Below are 19,258 nucleotides of genomic sequence, written 5' to 3'. Positions count from 1 at the left end.
TTGCGCAAGCCGTCAACGGGACGTGGCGGGCTTCGATGGCCGGTACAACAGTAGGCAATACATGCCCAGGCAGATCAGCCAGCAGAAAATCGCCGTCCACACGTTGTGGGAAAAAAAGTGCGCCCCTTGCAGCATGCGGCTCACTGAAAACACGCTGCCCAAGCCCACCGCAAAGATAAACGCGTTGCGCGCCATGCGTGGCCGGAGATCGCGCAGGGCGAAGAACCAGGCGAACAAGGCAAAGCCGGTTGCCGCATGCCCGCCGGGCCAGCAGCGACCGGGTTTATCGGTCGGCGGGCGAGGGCTGAGCAGTTCGCTGTAGGTTTCCTGGCCACCGAATTCCTTGAGGCTCCAGGGGCACTGCACGGCGGTGATGGTTTTCAACGGCGCCACAAAGGCCGTCGCCATTGCCAGGGAAAGTACCAGGCAGACCAGTTCACGGCGGTAGGGCTTGAGTCGCTGCAGGATGAAACTGCCGACCAGCCCGAGAATCGCCAGTACCGAAAACAGGATCACCAGCTGCTTGGCTCGATCATGCAGGATGTCTTCGAGGAAGAAGCTATAGCGGCCAATAAAGCCGCCCTGCTCGACGTCGTAGAAGCGTTTGGCCAGGTCCATGTCCAGCGAGGTCAGCTGCAGCAACAGCAAAGCCAGCGCAGAGCCGACGGGAAGGCCCAGGCATAGCCAGAAATTAAGCGGTTTTGAAACGGGAATAGAGGCGGGGGACTTCATGACGGACCTTCGTAAAAAACGTCCCGTACTCACCCGCACGGGACGTTTTGGTTAGCGTGTGCTCAGGGCTGGGGCCTCTTCCTTGGGGGCTCTCCAACTCAGCAGTTGTTGCTTGTAGTCGTAGCTGGCGGCTTGGTAATAGGTGATCGCCCGCTGGATTAACGGGTCGTCGCTGCCGACGCGCAGTTCCTGGCTGTCCCCCAGCGCCTGGTCATGACGACGCAGGCCTTTGCGCGGGCTGAGAATCGCCAGGTTCGTGCCGTCAAACAGGCCCAGGTGCTGGTAGTTGCCGACCACCACGCGCGGTGGCAGCGGGTTGTCTTGCAACAGGTTGCGGCCAAAGAACGTCGATTCGTAGCTCAGGTTGATCAAGCCCAGCAGCGTCGGCGCCAGGTCGATCTGGCTGGCCAGTTGCGCGGTTTCCCGGGCGTCGATCAGCTTCGGTGCATAGATGAACAGGGGGATCTGGTAGTTGGTGATGGGCAAGTCTTCCTTGCCTGCACTGCCGGCGGTGTGGTCGGCGACGAACACGAAGATCGTGTTATCGAACCAGGGCTTCTGACGCGCGGCGTCGAGGAACTGGCCGATGGCGTAGTCGGTGTATTTCACCGCGCCGTCACGGCCCTTGCCGGATTTGATATCGATACGCCCGTCCGGGTAGGTGTAGGGACGGTGGTTGGAGGTGGTCATCAACTGCAGCAAAAACGGCTGCTGCTTGGCGTAGTCGGCATCGGCCAGATTCAGGGTTTGTTTGTACAGGTCCTCGTCGGCCATGCCCCAGGCGTTTTTAAACGAGATTTGCGCTTCGGGCACACTGCTCTGGTCGACGACGCGATAGCCATTGCCGCTGAAAAACGCATTCATGTTGTCGAAGTAACCGCGCCCGCCGTAGACGAACACGCTGTCGTAGCCAATGGCGGAAAGCTGCTGCCCCAGGCTGGCGAAACCGCTTTCGCGGCCGATACGCTTGACGATAGAGCGCCCAGGCGTAGGAGGAACCGCCAGGGTGATGGCTTCCAGGCCACGGTCGGTGCGCGTACCGGTAGCATAGAAGTTATTGAAGTACAGGCTCTGTTGGCGCAGCGCATCGAGGTAGGGCGTGAGGTGGCGCTCGTCGCCGTTGCTGCCCATGTATTTGGCGCTGAAACTTTCGATGGTGACCAGCACGATATTGGGCTTGCGCAGCGTTCCGGAGTTGGTGATGGCGCGGCGGATATCCAGGGGGTCCTGGTCGATGAAACGGGCGTTGGGCTCACTGAGCTCGGCGCGCAATTGCTTGGCGACTACGTCGGTTGGCAGGCTTTTATAGAACTGCGTGTAGTCCAGTTCGTTGTTACGGAACGCGGCAAAGAACTGATAGGGGCCATTGCTGGCCAGTTCGTTGTTGTAGGCGTTGCCACCTTGGGTGCGCGGGCTGTCCTGGCTGATCAATTGCAGGCTGAGGCCGGCGACCACCAGCAAGGCCACGGCATTCACCAACCGGCCACGCAGCGCCGGCAGGGGCGCGGCCATCGCGGCGTTGAAGGGCTTGCGCAGGGCCACGCTGAGGATCAGCGCGAGCATCGCCAGCAGGCTGAGCAGCTTGCCGATCGGGTAGGACTCCAGCAGGTTGTTCAACACCTCGTCGGAGTACACCAGGTAATCAACGGCGATAAAGTTGAAGCGCACGCCGAATTCATCCCAGAACAGCCATTCGGCCACCGAGGTAAACAGCATCGCGAACAGGCTCGCCGTGAGCAGCGCTTGCAAAAACCAGCGATGACCGCGGCGGCGCCACAACGCTGGCGGGCACAGCAACAGGTACAGCCCCAGCGGCAATGCCGCGTAGGCCAGGAAGCCGAGGTCGTAGAGCAAGCCCACGCCGAACACCGGCAGCAGGTTACCGCCGACTTCATCCAGGTGAGTGATGAGCAGCACGCTGCGGGTGAGCAGGAAAACAACCAGCCAGGCGCCGGTTATCAACAGCAAATAGCGCACAGGCGCGGTTTTGGGGAGCCCCATGTCAAATTTCCTTTTATCAATGGCGGCGATCTTCACGCTGACACTGTAGTCAGTTTGTGAAGCTATAGTGAAAAACTCGTTTGGCTGCCCAATCAGTTGAAAACCTTTATCGACGGGCCTCGCCGCTCTATCCCTGAGCCGCACTTGGCCTTAAGCTGCGCGAGCCAACACGGCCGTTACCGCGTACGGAGACACTGCCCATGCGAATTTTATTGGTTGAAGACAACCGCGATATTCTGGCCAACCTGGCCGATTACCTGGGGCTCAAAGGCTACACAGTGGACTGTGCGCAGGACGGTTTGTCGGGCCTGCACCTGGCCGCCACCGAGCATTACGACTTGATCGTGCTCGACATCATGCTGCCCGGCATCGATGGCTACACCCTGTGCAAACGCCTGCGTGAAGATGCACGCCGCGACACCCCGGTGATCATGCTCACCGCCCGCGACCAGTTGGACGACCGGCTGCAGGGCTTCAAGTCCGGGGCCGATGACTACCTGCTCAAGCCGTTCGCCTTGTCCGAACTGGCCGCGCGCATCGAAGCGGTGCTGCGCCGGGCCCAGGGTGGCGGGCGGCGTGTGTTGCAAGTGGGCGACCTGCATTACGACCTCGACACCCTGGAGGTCACGCGCGAAGGGCGCATGCTCAAGCTCAACCCGGTCGGCCTGAAGCTGCTGGCAGTATTGATGCAGAAAAGCCCGCACGTATTGCGTCGGGAAATTCTCGAAGAAGCCTTGTGGGGCGATGATTGCCCGGACAGCGACAGCTTGCGCAGCCACGTCCACCAATTGCGCCAAGTGATCGACAAACCTTTCGCCAAGCCGCTGCTGCAAACGGTGCACGGTGTGGGTTATCGCCTCGCCGAGGGCCGTGATGGAGTTTAAGCAAAGCCTTGCCCAGCGGATCATCATCGCCTTTGCCTTGATGAGCGCGTTGGTAGCGGGGGCTTTCGCCATGGGCATCGTCGCGACGGTGCACCTGGTGGAAGAGAAGTTGATTTCGGCGGGCCTGGGTGGCGATCTGCAACGGCTGCTGTTGATGGACAGCATGGAAGACTGGCGACACCGGCCGGAGCCTGACCAGTTGTTTTATTTCAGCGGCGGCCCCGGCGATTTCGAGCTGCCCAAGGACCTGCGGCATCTGGACCCAGGCTTTCATGAAGTGTTTCGCGAGTCGCTGTCATACCACGCCATGGTCGAGGTGATCGATGGCCGGCGTTATGTGCTGCTGCAGGACCAGAGCGATTTCGAAGAGCGCGAGCGCGTCCTGTTTGCCGTGGTGCTGGTGGGCTTCGTGCTCAGCCTGGCGTTGGCGGTGTTTCTCGGCTGGGTGCTGGCGCGCAAGGTGATGGCGCCGGTGGTACGGCTGGCGCGCCAGGTGCGCCATCGCGACCAGTTGCTCGGGCTTGCCCCGCCTTTGGCACCGGATTATGCGGCCGACGAAGTGGGTGAGTTGGCGGTGGCGTTCGATGCCACCCTGGGTCGCTTGCGCCAGGCGCTGTCTCGCGAACAGTTGTTTACCAGCGATGTGAGCCATGAATTGCGCACACCCTTGATGGTGCTGGCCAGTTCCTGCGAGCTGTTGCTGGAGAACCCGGCAATCGATCAACGGGGGCGCAACCAGGTCCAGCGAATCGCCCGGGCCTGTGAAGAAATGCGCGAACTGGTGCAGACCTTCCTGATGCTGGCCCGTGCCCAGCATGACGATGCCGCCATGTCGGCCCAGGTCAACCTGACACAGGTGGCTGAGGACCTGCTCGGGATCTGGCGCGGGCCCATCGAGCAAAAGGGCCTTGAACTGATCTACTGCCCAGGCAATCCGCTGGATACCCGCTACAACACCACCTTCCTGCATGCGGTGATGGGCAATCTGTTGCGCAATGCACTGCATTACACCGAGCAAGGGTTTATCCGCCTCACCCTGGAGCCCAGCGGTTTTGTGGTGGAGGATTCCGGCGTGGGCATTCCTGAAGACAAGCGTGAGGCGATGTTCGAGCCGTTTGTGCGGGGCAGCGAGAAGCGCGGCGAGGGGCTGGGCTTGGGCTTGTCGCTGGTGCAGCGCATCTGTGAGAACCAGGGCTGGAGCGTGACCCTGAGCACCATGGAGCCCAATGGTTGCCGTTTTCATGTGGAATTGGATCAAGTCAAAACCTGACCGCTCAGTCTGACAATTTGCTGCTGCACGACGCCGGTTTTTCAGCGAAGATGGCCCGATGCTACTGAATGTTTCTGTAAAGTCTTGAAATGTATGCAATTGGACAGGACAAGTTTTTCACAACGAGTTGACTTGTTGATCACAGTTCGCTGCTTAGGGTTGTAGGCATCAGTAATTGGAGATGTAAGATGCCTTCGCCGATCAAGTTGGAATTTTCTGAAAAGTACGACGATAACCACGCTCACCGCTATTTGCTCAAGCATCAGGACAATCTGGCCCGCCGGTGGTCCCACAAACGCGACGAGCAGCTGGCGCGCGCGGCGCTGGCGATGGCCGGTGAGCCAAGCCTGGTGTTGGACTTGCCGTGTGGTGCAGGGCGATTCTGGCCGTTGCTGGCCGAGAAACCCAACCGCGTGATTATCGGGGCCGACAATTCGGCGTCGATGTTGAAGGTCGCCACGGTGGCCCAACCCCCGGAAGTGGTGAAACGGGTACGTCCTTTGCAGACATCTGCCTTTGATATCGATTTGCCAGATAATTCGGTCGACAGTATTTTCTGCATGCGCTTGATGCACCACATCGGTGACCCAGCGCACAGGATGACAATACTGCGGGAGTTTCAACGTGTTACCCGTGACAGCGTGATTATCTCGCTGTGGGTGGATGGCAATTTCAAGGCTTGGAAGCGTAAGCGCGCCGAAGTGCGTCGTCGTAAGAAAGGTGAGCAGGAAGGTTACCAAAACCGGTTTGTGTTACCGGCTGCTACTGTCGAGGCAGAATTCGAGCAGGCCGGTTTCCGGGTTCAGGAATCCCTGGACTTCATGCCGCTCTACGCCATGTGGCGAGTCTATGTATTGCGTAAGAGGTAACAGGATGGCAGTTGAGTGCGTAGTCGGCAGTCATGTAGCTCCCGAAGAACGATTTGATTTTTTCTGGCGCCAGCAGGGCGAATGGGTAGAAGAGCCCAATCGTCGGCGTGGCGGTGAAAGTGGCGTACAGCGGGTGGTCAGTTCCAATGGCCGTTTGCTCTACTGCAAGCGCCAGACCGGCCACATCTACCGCAGTTGGCTGCATCCGTTTGGACGTCCGACCGTGTTGCGTGAACGTGATGCCCTCAGGGGCCTGCGCTTGCTCGATGTACGGGTGCCGGAGATGGTGTTTTGCGAGGCGCGACGCGACCCCGAGCATCAATGGAAAGCCTTGCTGGTCACCGCTTCGCTGGACGGTTTCGACGAGATCGAAAACTGGTACGCCGCCGGTGGTCGTGAGCAATACGGCGAGGAGGTGCATGAACGCCTGCTCAAGGAGCTGGCCACTACCCTGGCGCGCATGCACAAAGGGCGCTGGCAGCATGGTTGCCTGTATATCAAGCACATCTTCGTGCGGGTCACCGGCGAGGGCGATGCGGTGACTGTGGAAGTGGCGTTGCTGGACTTTGAAAAATGTCGCCAGCGTCTGACCGCTTATCGGGCCGCCTCCCATGACATGCTGCAATTGCGCCGCCATTCGTCGTGGAACGATACCGACTGGAAAAAACTCAGCTACTTTTATGAGACGGCGTTTGGCAGCGCTATCAAGGGTTTAACCAGATGAAGCTAGAAATAGCACGAGGTGTGTTCCTGGTCGGGGCGTTGGGCATTGCAGCCCTCGCCCTGGCTGCGTGGGAACAGCCTCGCACACAGGTACTCAGTGCGGCGCAAGGCGGTGGGCTATGCCTGCAGCCACGTGTCGCCAAGGTCAGTGTGGCGGCCAAGCCCGATCATGAATTGCTGTTATTCATGTTCGGGATGTCTCAAGCGATGAGGCCGCAGAGTTGAAACGATTGAACCCCCCAGGAAGGGCTTCGCGATGCGAGGCCCTTTTTTTTGGGACTCAGCGGGGGCAATCGGGTGAGCGCAAGTCACTGCAGTGAACTGAAGGCGCACCCACCGATCACGCTATTGAGGGGGCACGTTGTCAGCTTTGGTCAGCACCGTGTACACCGTCGGCAGGACGAACAGGGTGAATAGGGTACCAATCGACATGCCGGTGGCGATCACCATGCCGATATCGAACCGACTGACCGCACCCGCACCGCTGGAAAAAATCAGCGGGACGACGCCCATTACCGTTGCCAGGGTCGTCATCAGAATCGGCCGCAGGCGAATCGCAGCCGCTTGTTCCACCGCAGCGCGCGCGCACAGGCCTTTTTCCTTGCGCAGTTGATTGGCGAACTCAACGATCAGGATGCCGTGCTTGCTGATCAAGCCGATTAACGTGACCAGCCCGATTTGCGTGTAGATATTCAGGGTGGACCAACCCAGAAACAGTGCGATCAATGCACCGCATACCGACAGCGGTACCGTCACCAGTATCACCAGGGCATCGCGCAGGCTTTCAAACTGCGCCGCCAATACCAGGCCGATGAACGCCAACGCCAGGCCAAACGTGCCCCATAGCGCATTTCCCTCCTGCACGAACTGACGTGTCGCGTTGCGGTAATCGAAGGTATAGCCCGCTGGCGCCTCCTCCTGGGCGATGGTTTGCAGGGTCTGCAGTGCGTTGCTCATACCCACAATCGGAAAGGCCGACACCGTGACTGAATTGAGCTGCTGGAACTGATTCAACTGCCGTGGCCGAACCTGTGGGCTGGAGACTGTGGTCAGCGTCGACAAGGGCAGTAATTGGCCCTTGGCGTTTTTGACTGCGTACTGGCTCAGCCAGGCGGGGTTGTCCCGATAGCTGCGCTCCACTTGAGCAATCACTTTGTAGAGATGACCGTCGATACTGAATCGGTTGATTTCCGCTTCAGCCAGCAGGGTGCTCAAGGTCAGGTCCAGATCCTCCATGGACACGCCCATCTGGGCGGCCTTGGTCCGGTCAATTTCGACCGTTACTTCGGGTCGGTCGAAGGCCAGGTCGATATCCACGTAGGCAAACTTTCCTGAGTCGATCGCGCGTTGTTTGATGCGCTCGGCCACGCCGATCATCGAGTTGTGGTCCTGCTGGGAGCTGATGACAAAGCCAAAGGGCAGCCCTTCACCTGTGCCTGGCAAGGAAGGCAGGTTGAACGCGAAGACTTGCAGGCCGGGGTTGTTGTCGAGTTTTTCACGCAAGGGTGTCAGGACGCTCATCTGTGTACGTTCACGTTCCTCCCAGGGTTTGAGCAGGAAGCCGCCAACGCCTGAATGTACGCCGTCCAGGCCGTTGATCTGGAAGGATGCCTGGTATTCGGGAAAGGTTTTGAACGGTTCGATAAAGTCCTGGGTGTAGCGGTTCAGGTACGCCAGGTTGGTCGGTTGGGGCGCATTGGACAGGATAAAAATCAGGCCCTTGTCCTCGTCGGGCGCCAACTCCGAGAGGGTGAACGTGAGCATGACGGGGATCAGGCAGAGTACGAGCGCGGCGAATACCACTACCACGGACCGCGCTTGCATGATCTGGTGCAGACGGCGCTGATAGCGCGTTTTCAACGCGTTGAAGAATCGGTCCAGCACCCGCGTCAGGCCCTGTGGCTGTGTTTCAGGGCGCAGCAAAATGGCACACATCATCGGTGACAGCGTCAACGCCACGATCCCGGAAATCACCACAGCGCCGGCCAGGGTCAGGGCAAACTCTTTGAACAGCGCCCCGGTCAGGCCCTGCATGAAACCGATGGGTGTATAGACTGCGGCCAGCGTGATGGTCATCGACACCACCGGGATGCAAACCTCTCTTGCCCCCTTGATCGCGGCCTCGAGTGGGGATTTACCCTGTTCGATGTGGCGGTGAATGTTTTCCATCATCACGATGGCGTCATCGACCACCAGGCCGATCGCCAGGACCATGGCCAGCAGCGTCAGGACGTTGATGGAATAGCCCATCAGCTGCATGAGGAACAAGGTGCCAATCAGCGACAGCGGAATGGTGATGACGGGAATGATCACCGAGCGCAAGGAGCCCAGGAACAAAAACACCACCAACACTACAATCAGTACGGCTTCTACCAGGCTGGACAGCACTTGGTCGATCGAGGCATTGATGTAAAGCGTCGAATCGTAAGCGATATCCGAATGCAAGTCGGGCGGGAGCTGCGATTGCAGGTGTGGGATCAGTTCGCGGACACGCTTGCCTAACTCCAGGGGGTTGGCGTCGGGTGTGGCTTGAATACTGGTATAAACCGCAGGGGTGCCATTGAAGGTGCTGAAACTGTCGTAATTTTGCGAGCCCAGCTCCACGCGTGCAACGTCTCCCAGGCGCACCTGATTGTCGCCGTCGGTTTTCACGGGAATCGCACTGAACCCCTCGGCCGATTGCAGTTCAGTGTTGGTGGTCGCACTGGTGACGACATATTCGCCGGTAAGGTCCCCCGCGACAGATTGTACGTTGTAGCGTCTGATTGCCTGGGTCACGTCAGCGGCGCTCAGACCAAACCCTGCGAGTTTTATCGGGTCGAGCCACAGGCGCATGGCGAAGCTCTGGCTGCCGATGATCTGCGCTTGCGCCATGCCCGGCAGTGTCACCAGTCGCGGCTGGACCACGCGCTGCAGGTAGTCCGTGATCTGAGCATTGTTCATGGTTTTGCTGGAAAAACTCAGGTACATCAGCGCGGTGCTGTCCACTGCAACTTTGCTCAGCACCGGATCCTCAATCCCGCTGGGCAACTGGTTCCTGACTTCATTGGACTTGGCCAGCAGCTCGGTGAACAAGCGGTCACTGTCGGCGTCCAGCCGACTATAGATAGAGATAATCGAGATATTCTGGCGACTGGAAGACGTCATATAGTCGATGCCTTGTGCGCTGGCCAGGCTTTGTTGCAAGGGTTGTGTGATGTAACTCTGGATGGTGTGCGCACTCAGACCCGGGGCGACGGTGGTGACAGTGATCAGCGCGTTCTGCATCTGCGGAAACTGGCGCAGCTGCAGTTTTTCGTAGGCCTGACAGCCCAGCAGCACGATCAACAGACTGACCACCACGGCCAGTACCGGGCGACGGATGAACCGGTCGGTGAAGGTCATTCTGCGCCCTCCTGATGTGGCATCGGCTGCCCATCCGGCTGGCTTCGGTCAATGCTGATCCGCACGGGTGTGCCGTGTTTCAGTTTGAGCTGGCCGGCGGTGACCACCTGTTCGCCCTTGCTCAGCCCCTTGGAAACCACCACCAGGCCATTGCGACGCTCGCCCGTTTCGATCAAGCGCTGCTCGGCTATCAGTTGCGGTGTATCGCCGGTATCGGAGGCCTGCGGCTCGCCGTTGTTGCCTCGGATTATCACGTAAACGTACTGACCATAAGGGTTGAAGGCGATCGCACTTTCCTGGATCACGGTTTGCGCAGTCGGTTCGTCCAGCAGCACCCGTAAATGGGCGAACATTCCCGGGAGCAGGTCGTCGCGTGGGTTGGGCAGCGTCGCGCGCACCAGCACATTTCGCGTGCTGTCATCGACGATCGGGTTGATGGCGCTCACCTCGGCGAGGCTGAAGGTGCCTGGGCGTGCCGAGACTTCAACCTGAACCGGCTGCCCGATCCTGATCAGTTGAACGGCTTGCTCGGGCACATAAAAGTCCACGTAAAGGCGGCGTGTGTCCTGCAGGCTGGCGATAACCTGGGTACTTTGCAGGTAATCACCCACGTTGACCTGGCGGATGCCGATGGTGCCGGTGAAAGGGGCGGTGATGTGTTTCTTTTCCAGCGCTGCGGTGCGCTGTGCAACGAGGGCAGTGTTGCGGTTGAGTTCAGCACCGAGCCGATCGAATTCGCCTTTGGAGATGGCGCTGATGTCCACCAGTTTTCGACCGCGCTCAAAGTTCTGACGGGCCAGGCGCTGGTCGGCCTTTGCCACGTCCAACTCTGCCTGTTGGGTTTGGTGCTCGAGCTGCAGCAGGGTCTGTCCAGCCTCGACCCTTTGCCCTGACTCAAAGTGCAACTGTGTGACGACACCGGGCACCTCAGTGCTCAGGTTGATACCTTGCAACGCCTTGAGCGTGCCCGCGGCAGGCATTTGGCGCTGCCAGGGGATTTCAAAGGCATTGGACGTCGCCACACTGACGGGTGGCGTTGGCCCATGCAAAAGCTGCAGTTGCTGATAAATCCAGTACGTCTTGTAGCCGGCGAGCATCAGCACGACTGACAGAACGAGGCTGAGCATGATAATCATCCGGCGGCCCGGCATGGTCATAATGGAGTCCTTGTGAAGACGTGTGCAGGGTTAACGAAGCGCGAGCACGCACGACCAGGCGGCACTGCGTTGAGCGCCGCAGTCTTCGTCAGAACAAGGAAGGGGATAAGGGGTAGCTTCGCAAGTTGTTGTGGGACAAGTCTCTCGGATGAGAAGCAATTCCACAGACTGCGTAGGCGATGTGCCAGGTGTTGGTGGTTGTCGGCGGCTAGGCTCCTGGGCGTCGGCGCAGGAGCCTTGAGATCGAGGCGGGTGGTTACGTCATAAGGTGCAGGTGGTTATCCCATAACCCTGCAGGCAAGGTCAGCGGCGTCGCTACCGGCTGTTTCTGACGGCAATCGTAGAGGCGGCAGCGCCCCTGGCCCGAGGTCACGACAAAGCCGTCCGCCACCGCGCCGACCCCGGCGCAATCGGGCAGCGGGCCGTCCAGGCGCAACTCGCCACTGTCCATGTCCCAGATAAAAAACCGATTACCACGCGGCGCCGTCAACGCCACCAGCCGCAGCTCACTGTGCACCGCGACGCTGGCGGTGTAGTGCCCCATCGCCTGCAACTGCGCATCGGCCACTGCAAAGGCCACGAACGGCTGGCCCGGACGCTTGATCGCGAGCAGCTCGGAGCGCTCCTGGGACGGCCCCATGAACTGCTGCCCGGTGAGGATGGTGCCATCGCTGGCGATTCCCATATGGCGCACGCTGTTCATCTGCTGGCCCAGGGTTTCCTTGCTGATCAGGCTGCCGTCGCGGTGCATCAGCACCAGGCTCGGTTCCATGGCGTTGAGATTCATCTCCACACGGCTTTCGGCTTCGGTACGAATGCCGCCGTTGGCCACCACCAGGGTTTCGCCATCGGGCATCCAGGAGACCTGGTGCGGGCCGATGCCATGGGTGGAGATTTCCCCGCTGTGCACCAGCCGCTCGCCTTCGAACCGGTACACCCCGAGCAAGCCACGGCCGGGATCGGACGTGTCGTTCTCGGTGGCGTACAGCCAGTCACCGCTCTTGTGGATCACCGCGTGCCCATAGAAGTGGCGATTGGGGTTCGAGGTGATGGTCTGCAGCAGCGCGCCGTCACGCAGGTCGACCAGGTAACTCTCGGTGCCCGGGCGGCGGGCGACGAACAGCGCGATCGGCAGCGTCGGGTGGTTGACGATGTCGTGGCAGCGCTGGCCGACCTGGGTGGCGAACACCTGCGTGCCGTCCAGGCGATAACCGACGGCGTAGTGCTTGCCGTCGGCGTCATCCCGCGCCGACAGCAGCAGGGGGCTCTTGTCTTTCTGCTTGAACAGCGTCCAGCCGCCCAACGTCAATGCACTGAGCAGCACGCTGCCTACCGCCAAAGCCTGTCGCCTGAGCATCATCAGTCACCGTCGTTGGCGTTGAAGCCCAGTTGGATGCCCAGCGCCTTGGCCAACTCGCCTTCATGCAGGCGATGGACCACGTTGAGGCTGTCATAGAGATCGTTGAGCTGCTGGCGCCCGGCGTCATCGTTCAACAGTTCGTTGAGGGAGCGCTGGTTGCTGGCGAACAGTTTCAGTGACGCGGCATACGCGGCGTCGATCTTGTCGGCCAGGGCTTTCTGATCGGCCGGCAACAGGCCGCGCAGGCCTTTGTTGTCGACGCCTACCCATACGGTCTGGGCCGCCGCGAGGCTGGCTTCCAGGCTCTGCAGGGACGACTGGCTGCGCCACGCATCGGCCTGGAACGGTTGCGGGATGCCCTTGGTCTGGCGGCCCATCGGCGTGCCGAGTTTTTTCTTCAGGGTATCCAGGGCGGTCACTTGCACACGCAGCAGGTCGGCAATCGCTTCGTGGGAATCGGCGTAGCGCTGGTTCGGAAACTTGCTCATCTGCGCCAGCATGCCGTCGGTGCTGTTCCAACTGGCCAGGATCTCTTCGGCCAGGGCTTTCTGGCGTTCGCCGATGGCCATCAGCAGCGGGCAATAACGGGCTTTCTGGGCTTCGTCGGCGACGTCAGGCTTGGCGTCGTAGAGGATATATTCGTAGGCCGACAGGCCTTGCACCACCACGCTGGATTTGGCGAGGGCGGCGCCGTCGATCTGTGGCTGGCTGGCGACCAATTGTTCGACCTGGCGACCCACCAGGTTTTTCTTGTCCGGCCAGAACTGCACTTGCCATGCGCGGTTGCCTTCAGCCAGCGGGCCGATCAGCAGCGGTTGCAGCTCGGCCCAGGCTTTTTGCGCGTGGAGGAAGTCGGCACGGGCGGTGTCAAGGCTTTCCTTGCCCTGGCAGTAGGCCAGGGCGCTGACGGCCAGTTGGCGGTCGGCTTCAACCCAGCGGCTGTAAGTGGGCAGGATGACTTGCTTGGCGATGGCTGCCGAGGTCACCGCTTGCGGGTCCTGGGGCGAGCAGGCGCCGAGGGCAAGGGCGGCCAGGCTGGTGAACAACAACTTGGGACGGAACATGTCGAGCTCCCTTCTGTAATTGGGGCAAAGCTTATAGAGAATTCAGGAACGCCAGCAACGCGGCGCGCTGCTCGGCGTTGAACGACAACACATGCTGCTGCGCTGCTTGCGCTTGCCCGCCATGCCAGAGCACGGCTTCGAGCAGGTTGCGGGCGCGGCCGTCATGCAGGAACTGGGTGTGACCACTCACGGTTTGCGTCAGGCCGATGCCCCACAACGGCGGGGTACGCCAGTCGCGGCCACCGGCCTTGAATTCGGTACGGTTGTCGGCAAGCCCTTCGCCCATGTCGTGCAGCAGCAAGTCGCTGTAGGGGCGGATCACTTGATTGGCCAGCTCAGGTTCGGCGGCGTTGGCGGCCGTGGTGAACGTCGGCTTATGACAGCCCTGGCAGCCGGCTTGGTAGAACAGGTTTTTACCGGCCAGCACCTGGGGCGCGTTGACGTCGCGGCGCACCGGCACGGCGAGGTTACGCGTATAGAACAGCACCAGGCGCAGGATGTTGTCGCTGACTTCCGGCTCGCCTTCGGGGCCGTTGCCGTTGGGTGCCTGTTTGCAGGCGACTTGGGCGTCGGTGCAGTCATCGAAGGGTCTCAGGGAGGTGGTGAGGCCCATATCACCAGAAAACGCGTGAACATTTTGTTGATTGAGGTTGGGTTGCCCGGCTTTCCAGCCAAATCGCCCCAGCACGGTTTTTTGCGCGGCGTCATCCCACACCCGATTCGCCCGGCCGACGATGGCCTCACGGTCAGCGGTTTTCGGATCGGTGTTGCGCAGGATATCGGCGTCGCTGATGGCCTCGAGCAGGCCCAGGCCGATCATCGGCGGGGCGATGCGTGCAGAGAAACGCGTGTCGGGGTGCATCGGGCCGTAGCCGAGCTGGGTGATCTGCAGGTCGGGCTTGCGTAACTCGACCACCGTACCGTCCTTGAACTGAACGTTGACCGGTGTGTAATCGACCCGCACCTTGCCTTCCGGCGCCACGCCGGGCACGGCCATGTCCTGCAGTTGCCCACCGTACACCGGCTCGGGCACTACGCCGAGCTGTTCGATGAGTTTGGCGTAAGGTGCTGCATCCGGGATAGATAAGCGGACCAGCATCGATACGGCATTGGGCGCATCGGCCAGCGGCGGGTGGCCCCGGCCGTCCTTGATATGGCAGTTCTGGCACGCGTTGGTATTGAACAGCGGGCCCAGGCCGTCACGTGCGGTGGTGGTCGAGGGCGCGATCACCCAGGGGCTGCGAAAGAAACTGTTGCCGACGCTGAAGTCCAGGCGGCGGGTGGGCGCCAGGTTGGCCGAGGGCAGGGAAAACGCGTTCTGGTCGCGCTTGTTCACCGTGGTAGCACCGCCAGCGCGCGCTTCACCCGGCTCGGCCTGGGTAAACTGCGGGGCGTCGTCGCAGGCGGTCAGGCCCAGGGCCATCAACGCTGCGCACAGGTGAAGTAACGAACGGAACATCGAGTTTCCTGAACGAAGGCGGAAAATGTGGGGGCAAAGTCTAACAGGGCGGGGCAGTTTGAATAAGAGCAATTATCGTTTGGTGGCATCCCGTTTCATTCCGCTAGAATGAGCGCACATTTTTTCTGGAGGTGGCCAATGCAGGCTCTCGACGCTTTGCTCAACCGTGTTTCCGTGCCGCGTCTGCTGGAACCGGCACCGACCCAGGAGCAGCGCGACGTGCTGTTCGCCGCCGCCATGCGCGCGCCCGACCACGGCCAACTGCGCCCGTGGCGCTTTCTCACCGTGGAAGGCACGGCCCGCGAGCGGATGGGCACGCTGCTCGCCGAAGCTGCGCGCTTGCAGGATGCCGACGCCCCGCAAGCCGCCATCGACAAAGCCCAGAACGGCCCGTTGCGCGCGCCGCTGGTAGTGGTGGTGATTGCCCGTCTGCAGGAGCACTTCAAGGTGCCCAAATCCGAACAACTGCTGGCAGCCGCCTGCGCGGCCCACGGCATTCTGCTGGCGGCGTATTCCCAGGGGATTGGTGCCGTGTGGCGCACGGGTGAGTTGTCCTACTCGGCCCACGTCGCCAAAGGCCTGGGGCTGGTACCCGGCGAGGAAGTGATTGGCTTCCTCTACCTGGGCACCCCCCAGAACCCGCCGCGCACCGCGCCGAAGGAAGACCTGACCGCGTTCGTCCAAGCCTGGAGCGGCCTGTAAGGAAAAAGGTGATACCAGTGTGGGAGGGGGCTTGCTCCCGATAGCAGAGTGTCAGCCGACTTATCTGTCACTGACACACCGCTATCGGGAGCAAGCCCCCTCCCACAGTGAGGTGTGGTGTTATTTAAACCTTGAACTGATCCATCAACTTCATTTGCTGGCTGGCCAAAGCATTGAGCTGGCTGCTGATGGCTGCCGATTCGGTGGCCTGGCCGGTGAGGGTTTCGGTGACGGTGCGGATCGCGGAGACGTTGCGATTGACCTCTTCTGCCACCGCGCTTTGCTGTTCGGCGGCGCTGGCGATTTGCAGGTTCATGTCGCTGATCACCGTCACCGCGTCGCTGATTTTGCCCAGGGCCTGCACGGCTTGGTGGATCTGCCCGGCATTGCTTTGGGCCTGGTGCTGGCTCGAATGCATGGTCGCCACCACGCCACGGGTGCCGCTCTGGATGCGTTCGATCACTAGGCGAATTTCCTCGACCGAATCCTGGGTGCGCTTGGCCAGGTTACGCACCTCATCGGCCACCACCGCAAAACCACGTCCGCTTTCCCCGGCGCGCGCCGCTTCGATCGCCGCGTTCAACGCCAGCAGGTTGGTCTGTTCGGCGATGCTGCGGATCACTTCCAGGACTGAACCGATCTGTTCGCTGTTGACGGCCAACGCTTCGACTTCGCCGACGGCCTTGCTGACTTCTTCAGCAAGCGTGGTGATATCACGGGTACTTTGTTCGATGATCGACATGCCTTCGCGGGCCGACTGATCCGCGCCGCGTGCCGCGCTGGCGGCGTTGGAGGCGCTGTTGGCGACGTCATGGGCGGTGGCGCTCATCTCATTGGACGCGGTGGCCACCTGGTCGATTTCGCGAAATTGCACCTGCATGCCTTCGCTGGTCTGGCGCGCAATGGCCGAGGACTGGTCGGCAGTGCCGCGCGCTTCGGTGATGCTTTGTTTGATCTGCGCGATGGTCGGTTGCAGCTTGTCGAGGAAGCGGTTGAACCAGTTCACCAGCTCGCCCAGTTCGTCTTTTTTGCTGTAGGCCAGGCGCTGGGTGAGGTCGCCGTCGCCGCTAGCGATGTCTTTGAGCATGGCCGCCACGCTGTTGATCGGGCGGGTCACGCCGGTGGCCGTCAGCCAGATCAGCAGCAGGCCCACCAGGGCGGCGGCAGCCGCTACCAGCAAGGCCTTGAGGGTGCCTGTGGCCTGTGCCTCATCAAGCACAGCTTGCAGCTTTACGTTATCGGCCAGCATCACCGCTTTGGGCAGTTTGATCACCACGCCCCAGGATTTGGCGTCGGGAATCGGCTTGACGGGGTACACGGCGCGAATGGTCTCGTCCTGCTCGCGGATCATGGGGCGGTCGTTGGCGAGCAGCTGCACGATCTCCTTGCCTTCGGCGCCAAGCGTGTCGATCAGGTTCTTGCCCACTCTGGCCGGTTCACCGCTGTAGGCCGCGATCAGGCCGGTGCTGGACAGCACCTCCAAGTGCGCCGCGCCGTTGAATAAGTCTTTCTGCGCCGCGTCGGTGACCGCTTGCAGGGCGTTGAGGGCGATATCGACACCGACGACGCCGATAACCTTGCCATCCACGATCAAGGGCAGGGAGATGGTGGTCATCAGCACGGGTTTGCCGGCCACCGTGTCTTCGTACGGGTCCAACAGGCACGTAGTCCGAGTGTCCCGTGGGCAGGTGTACCAAATGTTGTAGGGCGTGCCGCTGAGGTTGAGGCTGGTTTTCGTCAGGTCATCTTCAACCATGATCGTGTTCAGGCTGTCGCCGCCGGCCCGGCTCCAGTAGCTGGAGAAGCGGCCTTTTTCGTTGGAAACGCGCGCTTTGTCGTCGATGAACTCGCTGTCCTTGCCATCCAGTCCGTTGGGTTCGAACGACAGCCAGATGCCCAGCACCTTGGTGTTACGCTCAAAAGCGGTTTTTACGCTCTGGTTGATGTCTTCGCGCAGGGCACCCGCGTCCAGCGAACGCTTGGCCCCTAGGGTGCGCAGGTCTTTGACTTGATCGGCGAGGGCGGTGACCACCAGCAGGTTTTCGTTGAAGGTTTTCTGCAACTGCACGGCCTGTTCGGCCGCCTTGGCTTGCAGCAGTTGTTCTACGCTGGCAGTCAGCATTCGTGAGCTTGAGTCACTGACCAACTGATCGTTCTGGTTGGTGTTGTAGATATTGATGCCAACCACCAGTGCGATCACCCCTAACAGGCAGAGGCCGGACAGCAGCACGATTTTCAAGCGGATGGAGAGGGTGTCGAACATAGGTTCACTCACAAATGGACTTGTTGAGATGCGCAGAGCCAAGTCCATTCGGCGCCATGTCTGAAACATCGGCGTCACAAATCAATTCATGAATAACAGGCGATGAGCGGTAGGAAAACCCCTACACGCAGCGTTATACGCGCCGTGCAAGCTGCTCGGGGCGCGACCAGATCCACAGGTTGCCCAAGCTCATGCCGGCGATTGCCAGGTAGATCGGCCAGCCGTGATCGAGCATCACCAGCATCAGGGCGGCGCACAGAACCATGCTGACGGTGGCGCTGACTTTGGCCCGGCGCGCGATGATCTTGCCATTGCGCCAATTGAACAGGATCGGCCCGAACAGACGGTGGTTTTCCAGCCATGCGCTGAGGCGTGGCGAGCTTTTGGTCGCGGCCCAGGCGGCAAGCAGGATGAATTCGGTGGTGGGCAAACCCGGTATGACAATCGCCACCAAGCCGATCCCCAGGCTGACGTAGGCCAGCAGGCCGTAGAGGATCTGCGCGATTTTCGAGGTGGATTGGGTTTTGCCGGTCATGGTGTGTGCAATCAGGAGGTCACAAGAAATCAGCTTGAAATAGGGTCGAAGTGTGGGAGGGGGCTTGCTCCCGATGAGGGCGTGTCAGTCACTGAATGCGTCGACTGATACGCCGCCATCGGGAGCAAGCCCCCTCCCACAGTTGATTGCATTTCAATTCAAGATCAGGCCAGTTCAGGGGCGCTAGCGTACGCCTGTTCCAGCAAGACGGTGAAGCGCACAAACGCATCGATGGCGCCTTTATCCATGGCGGCTTCTTCCTCGACGCTCAATTGCATTGCATCGAGGGTGCGAGTGAAGCTTTTCCAGCCTTCGGCGCGGCCGCCCGCCGGCTCGCCCAAGTGACGCGCGCCGAAGGTTTCGCTCAGGCCCAGGCCCACGGCCCGTTTGATCAGGAAGGCAGCACCCAGTTTGGAGCCTTCGGAGACGAACAGCCAGCCCAGGGCTTGGGCCACACTCGGGTTGTTCACCGCCCCGGCAACCGGGGCCGGCACGTCGGTGTCGAGGTCGCCCAGGTCGAGTCTGGCGGCGTCTGCGCGGCAGCGTTCGGCCAGGTTGGGGATGATCCGGTTCAGCTCGGCATCGTTGTACAGCGCCACCAACTCCGATTGGAACAGGTACTGCGCCACCACGAAGCGGGCGAAGTTGGCCTGGGTTGCAAATGGCGCGTGGGCCTTTACCAACGCATCGAGCCTGGTGTGTGGCGCGTGGGTGATCTGGTTCAGGCGCTGGGAGCGCAGGCTTGGACGTTCTGCGGTAGGAGAAGCGGTCATGAAAAAGTCCTTGAGAGGGGGAGCGCCTTTCTGGCTCTGAAGAGAGCGGTTATCAACTAGACGAACAGGAAGACGCAGCACA

Annotated in this window: 16 protein-coding genes and 1 pseudogene; 6 read left to right on the top strand and 11 right to left on the bottom strand. The window is 60.7% G+C overall.

The annotated features are described in order from the left end of the window. Positions 1-12: 12 nt before the first annotated feature. Both C4J85_RS21715 and C4J85_RS21710 read right to left on the bottom strand, forming a co-directional pair. Positions 13-732 (bottom strand): phosphatase PAP2 family protein, encoded by a 720-nt coding sequence (locus tag C4J85_RS21715; RefSeq protein ID WP_124410684.1) that lies wholly within the window; start codon positions 730-732, stop codon positions 13-15. 51 nt (positions 733-783) lie between these two features. Next, complete coding sequence (locus C4J85_RS21710) at positions 784-2,733, bottom strand: LTA synthase family protein (protein ID WP_124410683.1); 1,950 nt, start codon at positions 2,731-2,733, stop codon at positions 784-786. Between the two features lie 200 nt (positions 2,734-2,933). On the opposite strand from C4J85_RS21710, the gene colR reads away from it, so the two are divergent. From colR to C4J85_RS21685, 5 genes are all read left to right on the top strand, one after another. Then, a complete protein-coding gene (colR, locus tag C4J85_RS21705) occupies positions 2,934-3,617 on the top strand; it encodes a two-component system response regulator ColR (protein WP_124364237.1) in 684 nt (227 codons plus the stop codon). Continuing rightward, positions 3,607-4,887, top strand: a complete 1,281-nt coding sequence (locus C4J85_RS21700) for a HAMP domain-containing sensor histidine kinase (RefSeq protein ID WP_124368216.1) — start codon at positions 3,607-3,609, stop codon at positions 4,885-4,887. The genes colR and C4J85_RS21700 overlap by 11 nt, the downstream gene beginning before the upstream one ends. A gap of 188 nt (positions 4,888-5,075) precedes the next feature. Further along, positions 5,076-5,756 carry a class I SAM-dependent methyltransferase gene (locus C4J85_RS21695; protein ID WP_124364235.1) on the top strand — a complete coding sequence of 227 codons (681 nt, stop codon included), beginning with the start codon at positions 5,076-5,078 and terminating at the stop codon, positions 5,754-5,756. A 4-nt stretch (positions 5,757-5,760) separates the two neighbouring features. Continuing rightward, on the top strand, positions 5,761-6,480 hold the full coding sequence (locus C4J85_RS21690) for a lipopolysaccharide kinase InaA family protein (protein ID WP_124368214.1): 720 nt from the start codon (positions 5,761-5,763) through the stop codon (positions 6,478-6,480). Further along, on the top strand, positions 6,477-6,704 hold the full coding sequence (locus C4J85_RS21685; protein WP_124364233.1) for a hypothetical protein: 228 nt from the start codon (positions 6,477-6,479) through the stop codon (positions 6,702-6,704). The genes C4J85_RS21690 and C4J85_RS21685 overlap by 4 nt, the downstream gene beginning before the upstream one ends. Before the next feature lie 120 nt (positions 6,705-6,824). On the opposite strand, the gene C4J85_RS21680 is transcribed toward C4J85_RS21685, so the two are convergent. The 5 genes from C4J85_RS21680 to C4J85_RS21660 all read right to left on the bottom strand — a co-directional run bounded on the left by C4J85_RS21680 (position 6,825) and on the right by C4J85_RS21660 (position 14,903). Next, on the bottom strand, positions 6,825-9,863 hold the full coding sequence (locus tag C4J85_RS21680) for a multidrug efflux RND transporter permease subunit (RefSeq protein WP_124410682.1): 3,039 nt from the start codon (positions 9,861-9,863) through the stop codon (positions 6,825-6,827). Further along, a complete protein-coding gene (locus C4J85_RS21675) occupies positions 9,860-11,014 on the bottom strand; it encodes an efflux RND transporter periplasmic adaptor subunit (RefSeq protein WP_124411223.1) in 1,155 nt (384 codons plus the stop codon). The genes C4J85_RS21680 and C4J85_RS21675 overlap by 4 nt, the downstream gene beginning before the upstream one ends. Before the next feature lie 262 nt (positions 11,015-11,276). Beyond that, on the bottom strand, positions 11,277-12,377 hold the full coding sequence (locus C4J85_RS21670; RefSeq protein ID WP_124369017.1) for a DUF1513 domain-containing protein: 1,101 nt from the start codon (positions 12,375-12,377) through the stop codon (positions 11,277-11,279). 2 nt (positions 12,378-12,379) lie between these two features. Then, entirely contained in the window at positions 12,380-13,444 is a 1,065-nt protein-coding gene (locus C4J85_RS21665; protein WP_124364232.1) for an imelysin family protein, read from the bottom strand. Between the two features lie 31 nt (positions 13,445-13,475). After that, positions 13,476-14,903, bottom strand: coding sequence for a di-heme oxidoredictase family protein (locus C4J85_RS21660; RefSeq protein ID WP_124410681.1), 1,428 nt, complete (start codon positions 14,901-14,903; stop codon positions 13,476-13,478). A 138-nt stretch (positions 14,904-15,041) separates the two neighbouring features. Here C4J85_RS21660 and C4J85_RS21655 point away from each other — a divergent pair, with 138 nt between their 5' ends. Next, positions 15,042-15,605: an NAD(P)H nitroreductase gene (locus C4J85_RS21655; protein ID WP_124410680.1), complete on the top strand. Its 564-nt coding sequence runs from the start codon at positions 15,042-15,044 to the stop codon at positions 15,603-15,605. A gap of 124 nt (positions 15,606-15,729) precedes the next feature. Here the strand turns inward: C4J85_RS21655 and C4J85_RS28080 are convergent, their stop codons facing one another. From C4J85_RS28080 to C4J85_RS21640, 4 genes and pseudogenes are all read right to left on the bottom strand, one after another. After that, complete coding sequence (locus tag C4J85_RS28080; protein WP_372238023.1) at positions 15,730-16,485, bottom strand: methyl-accepting chemotaxis protein; 756 nt, start codon at positions 16,483-16,485, stop codon at positions 15,730-15,732. A 102-nt stretch (positions 16,486-16,587) separates the two neighbouring features. Beyond that, a pseudogene (locus C4J85_RS28075) lies at positions 16,588-17,727 on the bottom strand (HAMP domain-containing protein); the annotation flags it as partial. 274 nt (positions 17,728-18,001) lie between these two features. Then, positions 18,002-18,403: a YbaN family protein gene (locus C4J85_RS21645; RefSeq protein ID WP_124410679.1), complete on the bottom strand. Its 402-nt coding sequence runs from the start codon at positions 18,401-18,403 to the stop codon at positions 18,002-18,004. Between the two features lie 164 nt (positions 18,404-18,567). Then, complete coding sequence (locus C4J85_RS21640; RefSeq protein ID WP_124410678.1) at positions 18,568-19,176, bottom strand: biliverdin-producing heme oxygenase; 609 nt, start codon at positions 19,174-19,176, stop codon at positions 18,568-18,570. Positions 19,177-19,258: the final 82 nt, after the last annotated feature.

Source organism: Pseudomonas sp. R4-34-07 (assembly GCF_003852375.1).
Taxonomy (GTDB): Bacteria; Pseudomonadota; Gammaproteobacteria; order Pseudomonadales; family Pseudomonadaceae; genus Aquipseudomonas.
Note: the sequence above shows the minus strand (reverse complement) of the source record. Positions and strands in the feature narration are given on the sequence as shown.

What these genes read in the sequence shown, in the direction of transcription:
- C4J85_RS21715 (WP_124410684.1), bottom strand. Translation starts at nt 732, where the DNA reads ATGAAGTCCCCCGCCTCTATTCCCGTTTCAAAACCGCTTAATTTCTGG.
- C4J85_RS21710 (WP_124410683.1), bottom strand. Translation starts at nt 2,733, where the DNA reads ATGGGGCTCCCCAAAACCGCGCCTGTGCGCTATTTGCTGTTGATAACC.
- colR (WP_124364237.1), top strand. Translation starts at nt 2,934, where the DNA reads ATGCGAATTTTATTGGTTGAAGACAACCGCGATATTCTGGCCAACCTG.
- C4J85_RS21700 (WP_124368216.1), top strand. Translation starts at nt 3,607, where the DNA reads ATGGAGTTTAAGCAAAGCCTTGCCCAGCGGATCATCATCGCCTTTGCC.
- C4J85_RS21695 (WP_124364235.1), top strand. Translation starts at nt 5,076, where the DNA reads ATGCCTTCGCCGATCAAGTTGGAATTTTCTGAAAAGTACGACGATAAC.
- C4J85_RS21690 (WP_124368214.1), top strand. Translation starts at nt 5,761, where the DNA reads ATGGCAGTTGAGTGCGTAGTCGGCAGTCATGTAGCTCCCGAAGAACGA.
- C4J85_RS21685 (WP_124364233.1), top strand. Translation starts at nt 6,477, where the DNA reads ATGAAGCTAGAAATAGCACGAGGTGTGTTCCTGGTCGGGGCGTTGGGC.
- C4J85_RS21680 (WP_124410682.1), bottom strand. Translation starts at nt 9,863, where the DNA reads ATGACCTTCACCGACCGGTTCATCCGTCGCCCGGTACTGGCCGTGGTG.
- C4J85_RS21675 (WP_124411223.1), bottom strand. Translation starts at nt 11,014, where the DNA reads ATGCCGGGCCGCCGGATGATTATCATGCTCAGCCTCGTTCTGTCAGTC.
- C4J85_RS21670 (WP_124369017.1), bottom strand. Translation starts at nt 12,377, where the DNA reads ATGCTCAGGCGACAGGCTTTGGCGGTAGGCAGCGTGCTGCTCAGTGCA.
- C4J85_RS21665 (WP_124364232.1), bottom strand. Translation starts at nt 13,444, where the DNA reads ATGTTCCGTCCCAAGTTGTTGTTCACCAGCCTGGCCGCCCTTGCCCTC.
- C4J85_RS21660 (WP_124410681.1), bottom strand. Translation starts at nt 14,903, where the DNA reads ATGTTCCGTTCGTTACTTCACCTGTGCGCAGCGTTGATGGCCCTGGGC.
- C4J85_RS21655 (WP_124410680.1), top strand. Translation starts at nt 15,042, where the DNA reads ATGCAGGCTCTCGACGCTTTGCTCAACCGTGTTTCCGTGCCGCGTCTG.
- C4J85_RS28080 (WP_372238023.1), bottom strand. Translation starts at nt 16,485, where the DNA reads ATGCAGGTGCAATTTCGCGAAATCGACCAGGTGGCCACCGCGTCCAAT.
- C4J85_RS21645 (WP_124410679.1), bottom strand. Translation starts at nt 18,403, where the DNA reads ATGACCGGCAAAACCCAATCCACCTCGAAAATCGCGCAGATCCTCTAC.
- C4J85_RS21640 (WP_124410678.1), bottom strand. Translation starts at nt 19,176, where the DNA reads ATGACCGCTTCTCCTACCGCAGAACGTCCAAGCCTGCGCTCCCAGCGC.